11 protein-coding genes and 1 pseudogene are annotated in these 12,948 nt (G+C 65.1%); 1 reads left to right on the top strand and 11 read right to left on the bottom strand.

From position 1 onward, the window contains the following. Positions 1-32: 32 nt before the first annotated feature. The 5 genes from metK to mihF all read right to left on the bottom strand — a co-directional run bounded on the left by metK (position 33) and on the right by mihF (position 3,882). The gene (gene metK / locus B4400_RS15375) at positions 33-1,235 is read right to left on the bottom strand and encodes a methionine adenosyltransferase (RefSeq protein ID WP_078311878.1); all 1,203 of its coding nucleotides are present in this window, start codon (positions 1,233-1,235) and stop codon (positions 33-35) included. Between the two features lie 82 nt (positions 1,236-1,317). Continuing rightward, positions 1,318-2,580, bottom strand: a complete 1,263-nt coding sequence (coaBC, locus tag B4400_RS15370; RefSeq protein WP_078311877.1) for a bifunctional phosphopantothenoylcysteine decarboxylase/phosphopantothenate--cysteine ligase CoaBC — start codon at positions 2,578-2,580, stop codon at positions 1,318-1,320. A 17-nt stretch (positions 2,581-2,597) separates the two neighbouring features. Continuing rightward, positions 2,598-2,906 carry a DNA-directed RNA polymerase subunit omega gene (gene rpoZ, locus B4400_RS15365; protein ID WP_030093542.1) on the bottom strand — a complete coding sequence of 103 codons (309 nt, stop codon included), beginning with the start codon at positions 2,904-2,906 and terminating at the stop codon, positions 2,598-2,600. A 78-nt stretch (positions 2,907-2,984) separates the two neighbouring features. After that, on the bottom strand, positions 2,985-3,554 hold the full coding sequence (gmk, locus tag B4400_RS15360; protein WP_078287980.1) for a guanylate kinase: 570 nt from the start codon (positions 3,552-3,554) through the stop codon (positions 2,985-2,987). Between the two features lie 10 nt (positions 3,555-3,564). Further along, entirely contained in the window at positions 3,565-3,882 is a 318-nt protein-coding gene (mihF, locus tag B4400_RS15355; protein ID WP_030093544.1) for an integration host factor, actinobacterial type, read from the bottom strand. A 458-nt stretch (positions 3,883-4,340) separates the two neighbouring features. On the opposite strand from mihF, the gene B4400_RS15350 reads away from it, so the two are divergent. Next, entirely contained in the window at positions 4,341-5,660 is a 1,320-nt protein-coding gene (locus B4400_RS15350) for an acyltransferase family protein (RefSeq protein ID WP_078312068.1), read from the top strand. Here B4400_RS15350 and pyrF read toward each other — a convergent pair. The 6 genes and pseudogenes from pyrF to B4400_RS15320 all read right to left on the bottom strand — a co-directional run. Continuing rightward, a complete protein-coding gene (pyrF, locus tag B4400_RS15345) occupies positions 5,642-6,460 on the bottom strand; it encodes an orotidine-5'-phosphate decarboxylase (RefSeq protein ID WP_078311875.1) in 819 nt (272 codons plus the stop codon). The two genes, B4400_RS15350 and pyrF, sit on opposite strands and share 19 nt — an antisense overlap. After that, on the bottom strand, positions 6,457-9,795 hold the full coding sequence (carB, locus tag B4400_RS15340; RefSeq protein ID WP_078311872.1) for a carbamoyl-phosphate synthase large subunit: 3,339 nt from the start codon (positions 9,793-9,795) through the stop codon (positions 6,457-6,459). Before carB ends, pyrF begins: the two co-directional genes overlap by 4 nt. Next, positions 9,795-10,925, bottom strand: a complete 1,131-nt coding sequence (gene carA / locus B4400_RS15335; RefSeq protein ID WP_078311870.1) for a glutamine-hydrolyzing carbamoyl-phosphate synthase small subunit — start codon at positions 10,923-10,925, stop codon at positions 9,795-9,797. Before carA ends, carB begins: the two co-directional genes overlap by 1 nt. Continuing rightward, complete coding sequence (locus B4400_RS15330) at positions 10,922-11,419, bottom strand: PH-like domain-containing protein (RefSeq protein WP_078311868.1); 498 nt, start codon at positions 11,417-11,419, stop codon at positions 10,922-10,924. The genes carA and B4400_RS15330 overlap by 4 nt, the downstream gene beginning before the upstream one ends. After that, the gene (locus B4400_RS15325; protein ID WP_078311866.1) at positions 11,416-12,717 is read right to left on the bottom strand and encodes a dihydroorotase; all 1,302 of its coding nucleotides are present in this window, start codon (positions 12,715-12,717) and stop codon (positions 11,416-11,418) included. The genes B4400_RS15330 and B4400_RS15325 overlap by 4 nt, the downstream gene beginning before the upstream one ends. Further along, a pseudogene (locus B4400_RS15320) lies at positions 12,714-12,948 on the bottom strand (aspartate carbamoyltransferase); the annotation flags it as partial. The pseudogene B4400_RS15320 and the gene B4400_RS15325, both read right to left, overlap by 4 nt.

Genomic DNA, 12,948 nt, shown 5'->3' with positions numbered 1-12,948 from the left:
TCTGCTCACACTCGGCGTTCTTTGTGGGAAAGCTAGATGGCGGCTTTGAGCGCGTCGACCCGGTCGGTTCGCTCCCATGGCAGGTCGACGTCGGTACGGCCGAAGTGGCCGTACGCGGCGGTCTGCGCATAGATCGGCCGCAGCAGGTCCAGATCGCGGATGATCGCTCCCGGCCGCAGGTCGAACACCTCGTTGATGGCCTTCTCGATCTTGACCTGGTCGATGGTGTTCGTGCCGAAGGTGTCGATGAACAGGCCCACTGGAGCGGCCTTACCGATCGCGTAGGCGACCTGTACCTCTACCCGGTCCGCCAGCCCGGCGGCCACCACGTTCTTGGCCACCCAGCGCATCGCGTACGCGGCCGATCGGTCCACCTTTGAGGGATCCTTACCGGAGAACGCGCCGCCGCCGTGCCGGGCCCAGCCGCCGTAGGTGTCGACGATGATCTTGCGGCCGGTCAGGCCGGCATCACCCATCGGGCCACCGAGCACGAACTTGCCGGTCGGGTTCACCAACAGCCGGTAGTCGGAAATGTCCAGCGACTCCTGGTCCAGCTCGTCCAGGACCGTGTTGACGACCTTCTCCCGGATATCCGGGGTCAGCAGGTTGTCCAGGTCGATATCGGCGGCGTGCTGTGTGGAGAGCACCACCGTGTCGAGCCGCACGGCCTTGTAGCCGTCGTATTCGATGGTGACCTGGGTCTTGCCGTCAGGACGCAGGTACGGCAGCAGGCCTTCCTTGCGGACCTCGGTCAGCCGGCGCGCGAGGCGGTGCGCCAGCGCGATGGGCAGCGGCATCAGCTCGGGGGTGTCGTTGATGGCGTAACCGAACATCAGACCCTGGTCACCGGCGCCCTGAGCGTCCAGCGGGTCGGCGGCACCCTCGACACGGGCCTCGTGAGCGGTGTCGACACCCTGGGCGATATCAGGAGACTGCGCGCCGATGGCGATGTTCACACCGCAGGAGTGCCCGTCAAAGCCCTTGGATGACGAGTCATAGCCGATCTCCAGAACGCGATCACGCACGATCTTGGGGATGTCGGCATACGCGGAGGTGGTGACTTCACCGGCGACGTGCACCTGACCGGTGGTCACCAGCGTCTCCACCGCGACACGGGACTTGGGGTCCTGTGCGAGCAGCGCGTCGAGGATCGAGTCGCTGATGGCATCACAGATCTTGTCCGGATGCCCCTCGGTCACCGATTCGCTGGTGAAAAGCCGTCCCGCTGAGCTCACAGCGCAGCCCCTTTCAGATCGTTACGTGTCCTAATCATTATGGCCGACGAATTGAGATCGGGGCCACACCCGGTTGTCAGGTTCACTGACAAAGCCCGGCGACGGCATCCACAATACGGCTTGCCATCAGAACTTTGGTGCCGTGCTCGAGGACAACTTCAGAGACCGCACCGCCGCTTTGGACCGAGAGCAGCCAACCATCGTTGCTATCCACTTCGAACGCTCGTCCTTCACCAACGGCGTTGACTACCAACAGATCACAGCCCTTGCGCTTTAACTTGGTGCGGGCGTGGTGGAGCACATCGCCGTTGGCGTCGCCGGTTTCGGCGGCGAATCCGACGATGGCCCGCATCTTGGGCAGCTGCCCGTCTGTGCGCGCACGGACCACGCCGGCCAGCACGTCAGCGTTGCGCAGCAATTCGATGGGCGCATCGACGGGGTTCTCACCGTCGGGACTGTGGCTCTTTTTGATCTTGCTGGTCGCAACGTGGGCGGGCCGGAAATCGGCCACGGCCGCGGCCATAATCAACGCCTCTGCCTCGGGAGCATGTTTGGTGACCGCGTCCTGCAGTTGCGCCGCGGAGCTGATGTGCACCACATCGACCCCGGCCGGATCTGGCAGCCCAACGGTGTGCGCCGCGATAAGCGTGACCTCGGCTCCGCGTTGGGCGGCGACCCGGGCTATCGCGTATCCCTGCTTACCGGAGCTGCGGTTCCCGATGAAGCGCACGGGATCCAGCGGCTCGCGCGTGCCACCGGCGGTGACCAGGACGCGTACCCCGGCCAGATCGTGCGGCAGCGCGTCCGCGCGGGCCAGTAGCAGTTGCGCCAGGGTGGTGATTTCTTCCGCCTCGGGCAGACGGCCAGGACCGGTGTCGGCACCGGTGAGCCTCCCCGACGCGGGCTCGAGGACAACGGCGCCGCGCTCACGCAGTGTCGACACGTTGTGCTGGGTCGCGGCGTGCAGCCACATCTCCGTGTGCATGGCAGGGGCGAAGAGCACCGGACAACGCGCAGTCAGCAGGGTCGCGGTCAGCAGATCGTCGGCGCGACCCGTGGCCGTGCGGGCCAGCAGATCCGCGGTGGCAGGCGCGACCACGACCAGGTCCGCGTCCTGCCCGAGCCGTACGTGCGGAACCTCCGGAACGTCATCGAAGACCCCGGTTCGGGCCGGCTCACCCGAGAGCGCCTCGAACGTTGCGGCACCCACGAACTGCAGGGCCGACTCGGTGGGAATGACCCGGACGCTGTGTCCGGCCTCCGCGAGCTGGCGTACCACGGTGCAGGCCTTGTAGGCGGCAATTCCCCCGCCCACTCCGACGATGATCCGCTTACGGTCGGCCATGACCGGCGTCCTGGCTTCTACTCGCCTTCGGTGTGCTCAAGCAGGTCGCCGTGGATCTCGCGCAGCGCGATCGACAGCGGCTTCTCCTGCAGACCCGGCTCGACCAGCGGACCCACGTACTCGAGGATGCCGTCGCCCAGCTGGTTGTAGTAGTCGTTGATCTGGCGGGCGCGCTTGGCTGCGTAGATCACGAGCGCGTACTTGCTCGATGCCCGCGCCAGCAGCTCGTCAATCGGCGGGTTGGTGATACCCAGCGGCGTGTCGAGAGCGGCGTCGTAGCTTTCGGTGCCCGGTTCGACGATGACGTCGGTCTGGGAGGTGCTCACTAAGAAATCTCCTGGATAGGTAGATGGCGCTGAGTATGGCTGGCGCGGTGTTCGCAGTGTCTGTTGATGCGCTGCCGGTTAACGTCCGACCAATAACGATACCAACTGTGCGCAGGCATTTTCCAACTGGTCATTGACGACGACGACATCAAAGTCACTTTGAGCCGCCATTTCGACCTCGGCAGTTTGCAATCGCCGGGCGATCACGGCCTCTGATTCGGTGCCTCGGCCGGTAAGGCGCTGCACCAGCGCGTCCCAGCTCGGCGGAGACAGGAAGACCGTCAGAGCCTGCGGAAGTGCGGCCTTGATGGCACGGGCCCCGGCCAGGTCGACCTCGATGAGGGTCGGGCGACCGGCCTCCATCGCTTCGCGGACCGGCGCGGCCGGAGTTCCCGAACGCTGCAATCCACCGTGGATATCGGCCCATTCCAGCAGCGCACCGGTGTCAATGAGCCGCTGGAACTCTTCGGCGGTGACGAAGTGGTAGTCGACGCCGTCCACTTCCCCGGGCCTCGGGGCCCTGGTCGTGGCGGAGACGCTGAAGAAGAGGCCTTGTACGTCATCGCGCAGGCGACGCACGACGGTGGACTTGCCGACGGCTGAGGGGCCGGATAGGACTACTACCCGGCCCCTCATCGAAGCTGTCATCTGGAGAAGATCAGGAGAAGTCGAACCGCTCCAACAGCGCCTTGCGCTGACGGTCACCAAGACCACGCAAACGGCGGGTCGGGGCGATCTCCAGCTCGGTCATGATCTCCTGCGCCTTGACCTTGCCGACCTTGGGCAGGGCTTCCAGCAGTGCAGAAACCTTCATCTTGCCCAGGACCTCATCGGTCTCGGCGTCCTTGAGCACCTGCTTGAGATTGGTGCCACCTTTCTTGAGCTTTTCCTTGAGCTCGGCCCGGGCGCGGCGGGCGGCAGCCGCCTTCGCCAACGCGGCGGCACGCTGCTCGTCAGTCAACTGTGGAAGGGCCACGATTCCTCCGTCTCATACGAAACTCGTCGGTTTTTCTGATCGGCTGGAAAACAACCAGCCAGCGACAGCGACCGTACCCACGCCAACCGACATATGTGAACCCCACCCCCCTGTTCTCGGTGAAAATCGCCTGCTAGAGGGGCCGCGGGCGATCCTGCCGAGCAACCATCGCGTTCACCCGTTCCCACCCGGCATTTCTGCAGGTCGCCAATGAAAGCTATTGCCTCCCTGCGTATTTCGTTCAGAGTTGACAATACCAGTAATTCTTGTCCCTGAACCGGAGACAAGCAAACCGTGATTGCCGTGAGGGCAAACTGAAAATCTTGTGTGAATCTCGTGTTGCGCGTGTCGCGACCCGTCAACGTCCAGTTGAAGAGACGCAGGTGAGAAAGCCGGCGACGAGGCACCCCGTGAAGCTGCTGAGCAAGGCACGGCAGTTGCTGGGTAGGGTGCGCCATATGGGTGACGTCATGCACCCATCACGTGAGCGTGATCGGGTATTGGATGCCGTGAGGCTCGTGTCACTGGCCACGGTCGTGGCCTACCACGTCCTCGCGGGCAGCCCTACCCTCATCAAGGGCAAACCGGCTATGTCAGCGAATTACAACGTGCACTGGCTGTTTTGGCTGATCCCACTGATGCCCCTGTTCTTCTTCGCGGGCGCCGCAGCTAATCTTCACTCCTGGGAGTCCGGTAGGTCGTGGGGGCAGTTTCTGATGAGCCGGACGACGCGGCTCTTCCGTCCGGTCTTCTACTTCCTCGCATTCGTGGCGCTGGTGACCACCTTGCTGCGCATCACCATGGGCAACTCCCGACAACTCTTGTATCTCGAGATGCGCCATATCGAGCTGCTCTGGTACGTCGGCGCCTATCTGCTGACGCTGGCGTTCATGCCCTGGCTGGCCCGCATTCGCACGGGACGCCGACTCGGCGGGTTCATCGCGGCAATGTGCCTGTTCACGGCCCTGATCGACACCATCAGCGTCGTTACCGACACCTGGGTGATGACCGGCTGGATCAACATGATCTTCATGTGGCTTGTCCCCGCCGCGTTGGGCATCGCCTATCAGCGCAGGCTCATCCCCCGCCGGGTGGCGCTGGCAGCCGCGGCCGTCGCCCTCGGCGCCACCGTGGCACTGGCCATCCTGGGGCCGTACCCGACGGGACTGATCGCCAACATGCCGCCGACCTTGCTCCTCGCGACGAGCGCAATAGTCGAGTGCCTGGTGGTGATCGCGCTGGCACCGGCCATCAATCGCCGGCTACAGGGGGCACGCACCTGGAGATTCGTGGAGCTGTGCACCAGCGGCAGCATGACGATCTACCTGTGGCACTGGGTGGTCACGTTCCTGTTGTCCTACGGGGTCTACCTGGCCCTGCATATCGGATTGGTGAGCCCGCGCGATGGCTGGTACTGGCCCGGAAACGTGCTGCGCCTGGCGATCGTATGCGCCATCGTGGCCGTCTTCTTCGTCCCGCTGCGGGCCACCGAACGCCGCGCGCTGCCGTGGTGGGACCGCCCCATCCCGCCGATGAGTAAGGGGCGCGATATCGCGGTCGGCGTCCTCGTGCTGATCGGCGCCATCCTGACGCTTGTCTATACCCGGATCTACGTCATCAATCCGGGCTGGGGCGGATTCACACCCGCAGGACGGTGGGTCGTTGTCGCGTCACTGATACCACTGGCCGCTGCGCGCATACTCTGCCGAAAGACGTTGCCCGGCACAGTGAATAGATCAGAAGCTCAGCTTCCGCTTGTTCACTCGTCAAGCAGATAGGCCACGCTGTCCCGCAGCCGTGACACCGCCGCACGCAGCGCCGAGACGTCAGGGCCTTCGCGTAGCACCTCGCGCGAGACCGCGGGCAGCAGAAGCGATCCCGGCGCCCCGCCTAAGCCACGCAGATCGCCGGGCCTACCCCCCTGGGCGCCGAGCCCCGGGACAAGCACGGGGCCGCCAATCGACGACAAGTCCGGCGGATCGGTGACGGTTACCCCGACCACCACACCCATGGATCCCGGACCGGTCTCCTCGGCGTTCAGCGCGGCCACCTGATCCACCATCGCTTGCGCGACGGTCGCGTCTCCGGTGCGCGCCCGCTGTACGGGAGGTGCTTCCGGATTGGAGGTCGCGGCGAGGACGAAGACACCACGATCGCGTTCACGCGCCAGGTCCAGCAGCGGAGATAACGACCCGAAGCCCAGATACGGCGAGGCGGTGACGGCATCGGAGCTCAACGGAGAATCACCCAGCCAGGCCTGCGCATATGCAGCCATGGTCGATCCGATGTCGCCGCGCTTCGCGTCGGCCAGCAGCAACACCCCGGCCTCACGCAGCCCGGCGATAACTCGTTCGAGTACCGAATACCCTGCCGCACCATAGGTTTCGAAAAACGCCACCTGCGGTTTGACGATCGCCACCTCGGCGAAGGCCTCCACGCAGATATCGCTAAATCTGGCCAGGCCCGACGCATTGACATCCAGCCCCCAGGCGCGCAGCAGCTCCGGATGCGGGTCGATGCCCACGCACAGCGGGCCGCGGGATGCGGTGGCCGCCCGCAGCCGTGCGCCGAACGTCACCGCAGGCCCGCGTGGAGTTCCTGCAGCGAGCGCACGCCGATGTCGCCGCGGATACCCGCCTCGATCCCCTGCACCGCGGCCGAGGCGCCCTGCACCGTCGTAATGCACGGGATGTTCATCGACACCGCGGCCGATCTGATCTCATAACCGTCGACGCGGGGGCCCGAGTTCCCGTAGGGAGTATTGATGACCATCGCAACCTTGCCGGACTTGATGACGTCTACTGCCGACTGGACCGGACGTCCCTCCCCCGCGCTCTCATAGTGCTTACGCACCTCTTCGCACGGTATTCCATTGCGGCGCAACATCTCTGCCGTGCCCTCGGTGGCCAGCACCTTGAATCCGAGATCCGCCAGACGCTTCACCGGGAACACCAGGGAGCGCTTGTCGCGGTTGGCCACCGAGACGAAGATCGTGCCCTCCTTGGGCAGCGAACCGTATGCGGCGGTCTGGCTCTTGGCGAAGGCGCTGCCGAAATCGGCGTCGATGCCCATGACCTCGCCGGTGGACTTCATCTCCGGTCCCAGCAGGGAATCCACTTGGCTACCGTCGGCCTTACGGAATCGGTGGAACGGCAGCACGGCTTCCTTGACCGCGACGGGAGCGCCGGGCGGCATCGTCGCCCCATCGCCGGCGGCCGGCAACAATCCCTCCTCGCGCAGACCGGCGATGGTGGCGCCCAGCATGATCCGCGCGCATGCCTTGGCCAGCGGCACGGCCGTGGCCTTGGAGACGAACGGCACGGTGCGGCTCGCACGCGGATTTGCCTCCAGGACGTACAGCACGTCGTCCTTGAGCGCGTACTGCACGTTGAGCAGGCCGACCACACCAATTCCGTGCGCGATGGCCTCGGTGGCGGTGCGCACCTTTTCGACATCGCTGCGGCCCAGGGTGACCGGCGGCAGCGCGCACGCCGAGTCGCCGGAGTGAATGCCGGCCTCCTCGATATGTTCCATCACGCCGCCGAGGTAGACCTCGGTCCCATCGCATAACGCATCGACGTCGATCTCGATGGCGTCCTCGAGGAAGCGGTCCACCAGCACCGGGTGCTCCGGCGAAAGCTGAGTAGCGCGAGTGATGTAACCGTGCAGGGTGTCCTCGTCATAGACGATTTCCATGCCCCGACCGCCCAGCACGTAGGACGGTCGCACCAGTACCGGGTAGCCGATGTCCGCCGCGATCTGCCTGGCCTGCTCGAAAGTCGTCGCGGTGCCGAACCGTGGCGCCGGCAGACCAGCCGACACCAGCAGGTCCCCGAACACGCCCCGGTCTTCGGCGCGGTCGATGGCCGCCGGGCTGGTGCCCACCACCGGCACACCCGCATCGGCCAAACGCTTGGCCAGGCCCAACGGAGTCTGCCCGCCGAGCTGCACGATCACACCGACGACACCCGGTCCACCGCGGCCGGATTCACTTTCGGCGTGGTAGACCTCGAGCACGTCCTCGAAGGTCAGCGGTTCGAAGTACAGGCGGTCAGCGGTGTCATAGTCGGTGGACACCGTCTCCGGGTTGCAGTTGACCATGATGGTCTCGAACCCGGCCTGCGACAACGTGGTTGCCGCGTGCACGCAGCTGTAGTCGAATTCGATGCCCTGCCCGATGCGGTTGGGGCCCGAGCCCAGAATGAGCACCTTGGGCCGCTCGGTCTGCGGGGCCACTTCCGACTCCGCCGCCGGATCCAACTCGTAGCTGGAGTAGTGATACGGGGTCCTGGCCTCGAATTCGGCGGCGCAGGTGTCGACGGTCTTGTACACCGGCCGGATACCCATCCGGTGCCGCAACGACCGCACTCCGTCCTCCCCTGCCAGTTCCGGTCGCAGCGCGGCGATCTGGCGGTCCGAGAGTCCATAGTGCTTGGCACGGCGCAGCAGTTCCTCGTCAAGGATCGGCACATCACGCAGCTCAGCACCGAGGTGGTGAATCTGCGCTATTTCTTCGACGAACCACGGATCGACGCCGGTGATCTCGGCCACCTGCTCGACGGGTACACCAGCGGCCAGCGCGTGTTCGATGCCGTAGAGGCGCCCGTCACGTGGCACCCGCAGCTCCTGCAGGAACGTGTCCAGATCCTCGATGGGACCGGCGTTGTCGGTCCAGAAGCCCGCCGCGGAGGTCTCCAACGAGCGCATGACCTTCCCGAGTGCCTCGGCGAAGTTCCGCCCCAGGGACATCGCCTCACCCACCGATTTCATGGTGGTGGTCAATGTCGCGTCGGCACCGGGGAACTTCTCGAAGGCGAACCGCGGTGCCTTCACCACGACGTAGTCCAGAGTCGGCTCGAAACAGGCCGGGGTCTCCTTGGTGATGTCGTTGACGATCTCGTCGAGCGTGTACCCGATGGCCAGCTTGGCGGCGATCTTGGCGATCGGGAACCCGGTTGCCTTGGAGGCCAACGCACTGGAGCGCGACACACGCGGATTCATTTCGATGACGATCAAGCGACCGTCCCGCGGGTTGATGGCGAACTGGATGTTGCAGCCACCGGTGTCGACACCGACCTCGCGCAAGATCGCGATACCGAGGTCGCGCATCTTCTGATACTCGCGGTCGGTCAGCGTCATCGCGGGAGCCACCGTCACCGAGTCTCCGGTGTGCACACCCATCGGATCGACGTTCTCGATCGAACACACGACCACCACATTGTCGCGGCTGTCGCGCATCAGTTCGAGCTCGAATTCCTTCCACCCGTAGATGGATTCTTCGATCAGCACATTCGCCGAGGGAGACGCCGAGAGGCCCTCCCCTGCCATCCGCTCAACGTCCTCAGGGGTGTACGCCATGCCGGAACCCAAGCCGCCCATGGTGAACGACGGCCGTACCACCACCGGCAATCCGAGGTCCGAGACGGTGTCGCGGACCTCGTCCATGGTGAAACAGACGCGGGACTTCGCCGACTCGCCACCCACCTTGGCGACGATGTCCTTGAACCGCTGCCGGTCCTCACCGCGCTGGATGGCCTCGAAGTTCGCGCCAATGAGCTCCACGTCGTACCGGTCCAGTGCGCCGTTCTCGTAGAGGGCGACCGCGGTGTTCAACGCGGTCTGACCGCCCAGCGTCGGCAGCAGGGCATCGATCTTGTTGCCCTTCTCTGCCTGTGCGGCAAGGACTTTCTCGACGAACTCGGCGGTGATCGGCTCGACGTAGGTGTTGTCGGCGTACTCCGGGTCGGTCATGATCGTGGCCGGATTCGAGTTGACGAGACTGACCTGCAACCCCTCCGAACGCAGCACACGACAGGCCTGAGTGCCCGAGTAGTCGAACTCGCAGGCCTGGCCGATCACGATGGGCCCGGAGCCGATGACCAGGATGTGGTTGAGGTCTGTGCGACGTGGCATCAGCGGTTACCCCGATTCTCAAGTGACGTAACGAACTGATCGAACAGGTACTCGGCGTCATGAGGTCCGGCCGCCGCCTCCGGGTGGTACTGCACCGAGAAAGCCGATCCGTCCAACAGCCGGATCCCTTCCACCGTGCCATCGTTGGCGCAGGTGTGGCTGACCTCGGCGCGCCCGAACGGCGTGTCGAACTGCTCGCCTGCTTCACCTTCGAGGGCGAAGCCGTGGTTCTGCGCGGTGATCGCGACCCGGCCGGTCGAGTGGTCGATGACCGGGATGTTGATGCCGCGATGCCCGAAGGTCATCTTGTAGGTGGACCGACCCAGTGCCCGGCCCAGCAGCTGATTGCCGAAGCAGATGCCGAACAGCGGGATCTTCTGTTGCAGCACCGCCTGCGTCACCGCCACCACATGATCCGCGGTGGCCGGGTCGCCCGGCCCGTTGGACAGGAACACGCCGTCGGGCGCCAACGCGAGCAGCTCGTCCGGGCTGATGGACGAGGGCACCACCTGCACCCGGATACCGCGTTGCGTGAAGTTGCGTGGAGTGTTGGTCTTGATCCCCAGGTCCAGAGCCGCCACGGTAAACCGATGCGCACCTTCGGGTTCCACGATGTAGGTGTCGTCGGTGCTCACCTCGCCGGCCAGGTCCGCACCCAGCATTGAGGGCTGGCCGTTGACGCGCGAGAGCAGGAAGTCGGTGGGCGCGTCGGCGACGGTACCGCTGAAGATCCCCGCCTTCATCGAACCGCGGGTACGCAGGTGACGGACGACGGCGCGGGTGTCGATTCCGGCGATGCCGACGACGTGCTGCTTCTTGAGGGCATCGTCGAGGGAACCCGTGGCCCGCCAATTCGATACCCGGTTGGAGGGATCTCGCACCGCGTATCCGGCAACCCAGATCTTGCCGCCGCGACTCTCGTCATCCTCGTCGTTCCACCCGGTGTTGCCGATCTGCGGCGCTGTCGCCACCACAATCTGCCGGTGATAGCTCGGGTCGGTCAGGGTTTCTTGATAACCGGACATGGCCGTGCAGAACACCGCCTCGCCGAGGGTTTCACCCACCGCACCGAACGGCTTACCGGTGAACACCCGCCCGTCTTCGAGAACGAGCACCGCCTTGTCACTCATGACGCCTGCTTCCATTCCTCGTATTCGCTTCGCGGTCGTGCCAAAAATCCGGTGTCGATCTCGACGCCCGAGGGCAGCCGCCACCGAATCGCGAGAATTCCGTCGTGGGTAAGTACCTTGCCCGCCAGCGCCTTTGCCGTACGGATCTCGGTGATGACATCTGCGGGTATCCAGATGTCTGCGGTTCCGCTGCGCTCCAGCAGGACTCCGCCGGTGTATCGAGTCAAGGTGGCGCTCGCCCGGTAGCCCAAGTCGCCCACCGCGATCCGATCTTGCCAGTCCGGCGCGATGGTACTGCCGACGTAGAGACCGTCGGCGGGTTCGATGACGATGTCACCGCGCTCGGCGGGCACGGCGGGCAGCTCTCCGACGCTGTCGGCCTGGCGCTGCGCACGCGCCCGCCAGCCGCGCCACATCAATCGGAAGAGCAGCACGGACAAGGTAAGCGAGGCGCCCGCCATGATGAGCGCACCAATGAAGTCTCCGTGGTTCACAGCGCCACCTTGCCGTCCCGCGCAGTCACCCGGCCGCGCAGCAGCGTCGCAGTCACGATGGCAGGCAACGTCATCGATTCGAATGGGGTGTTGGCCGACTTACTGGCCAATCCATCACCCGTGACGGTCCAGGTGGCGTCGGGGTCAACGATCGTCAGGTTGGCGGGTTCGCCGACGGCGATCGGGCGCCCCTGATCGGGCAGGCCGACGATCTGCGCCGGACGCTCGCTCATCACCCTGGCGATGTCGCGCCAGGTCAGCAACCCGGGTTTCACCATGGTCTCGACGACCACGGACAGCGCGGTCTGCAACCCGAGCATGCCCGGGCGGGCCGCGGCGAACTCGCAACATTTCTCGTGGTCGGCATGCGGCGCGTGGTCGGTCGCCACACAGTCGATCACGCCATCGGCGAGGGCCCGACGCAATGCTTCGGCGTCGGTGGACTCCCGCAACGGCGGGTTCACGCGGTACACACCGTCGTAGGAGGCGAGCCGGCTGTCGTCAAGTAACAAGTGATGCGGAGTCACCTCGGCGGTGATGGAAATTCCTTGCCCCTTGGCCCATTTGAGCAACTCAACGGTTCCGGCGGTGGACGCGTGACAGATGTGCACCGGGGCACCGCTGTCACGGGACAAAATCGCATCCCGCGCGACGATGGATTCCTCGGCGGCGCGGGGCCATCCGGTCAGGCCCAGCTTGGCCGCATGGGCGCCCTCGTGTGCCACGGAGCCGACGGTCAGCCGCGGTTCCTCGGCATGCTGAGCGATGAGCACACCCAAACCCTTGGCATACTCCAGCGCACGTCGCATGATCAGCGGATCGTGCACGCACTTGCCGTCATCGGAGAACATCCGTACCCGGCCCGCGCCACGCGCCATCATCGCCATCTCGGTGAGCTGCTTGCCTTCCAGCCCGACCGTGACGGCACCCACCGGATGCACATCGACAAGTCCTACCTGCTGGCCGCGCTGCCACACGTGATCGGTCACGACGGGGCTATCCGCCACGGGGTTGGTGTTGGCCATCGCGAAGACGGCGGTGTAGCCCCCCAAAGCCGCTGCCGCCGAACCGGAATCGATGGTCTCGGTGTCTTCACGGCCAGGCTCGCGCAGATGCGTGTGCAGGTCGACGAACCCGGGCAGCAGCACCTGACCGGGCGCTTCGATGGCCGTGTCGACCTCCGTCTCGATGCCCGGCCCAATACCGGCCTCGATGCGGGCGATCTGGCCGTCCTCGACGAGGACGTCAACCTGCTCGCCCTCCCCGTACAGCAGTACGCCCTTGATCAAGACACTCATGCGGGTACCGCCTCATCCGAACCCACCAGGAGGTGGAACAGCACGGCCATACGAATATGCACTCCATTCGATACCTGTTGCAGAACAGCGGATTGCGAAGAATCAGCCACGGAGGACGCGATTTCCATGCCGCGCAGCATCGGACCCGGATGCAGCACCACCGCGTGTTCGGGAAGGAGCCGCTGCCGGGACTCGGACAAGCCGTACAGCACCGAGTACTCGCGCGCCGAC

This window comes from Mycobacterium sp. D16Q13 (assembly GCF_002013375.1).
In the GTDB taxonomy this organism is placed as follows: Bacteria; Actinomycetota; Actinomycetes; order Mycobacteriales; family Mycobacteriaceae; genus Mycobacterium.
Note: the sequence above shows the minus strand (reverse complement) of the source record. Positions and strands in the feature narration are given on the sequence as shown.

Bases quoted from the DNA above. Each gene is read 5' to 3' on its own strand.
- B4400_RS15350 (WP_078312068.1), top strand. From the start codon at position 4,341: ATGGGTGACGTCATGCACCCATCACGTGAGCGTGATCGGGTATTGGAT.
- carB (WP_078311872.1), bottom strand. From the start codon at position 9,795: ATGCCACGTCGCACAGACCTCAACCACATCCTGGTCATCGGCTCCGGG.
- gmk (WP_078287980.1), bottom strand. From the start codon at position 3,554: ATGACAGCTTCGATGAGGGGCCGGGTAGTAGTCCTATCCGGCCCCTCA.
- coaBC (WP_078311877.1), bottom strand. From the start codon at position 2,580: ATGGCCGACCGTAAGCGGATCATCGTCGGAGTGGGCGGGGGAATTGCC.
- B4400_RS15325 (WP_078311866.1), bottom strand. From the start codon at position 12,717: ATGAGTGTCTTGATCAAGGGCGTACTGCTGTACGGGGAGGGCGAGCAG.
- carA (WP_078311870.1), bottom strand. From the start codon at position 10,925: ATGAGTGACAAGGCGGTGCTCGTTCTCGAAGACGGGCGGGTGTTCACC.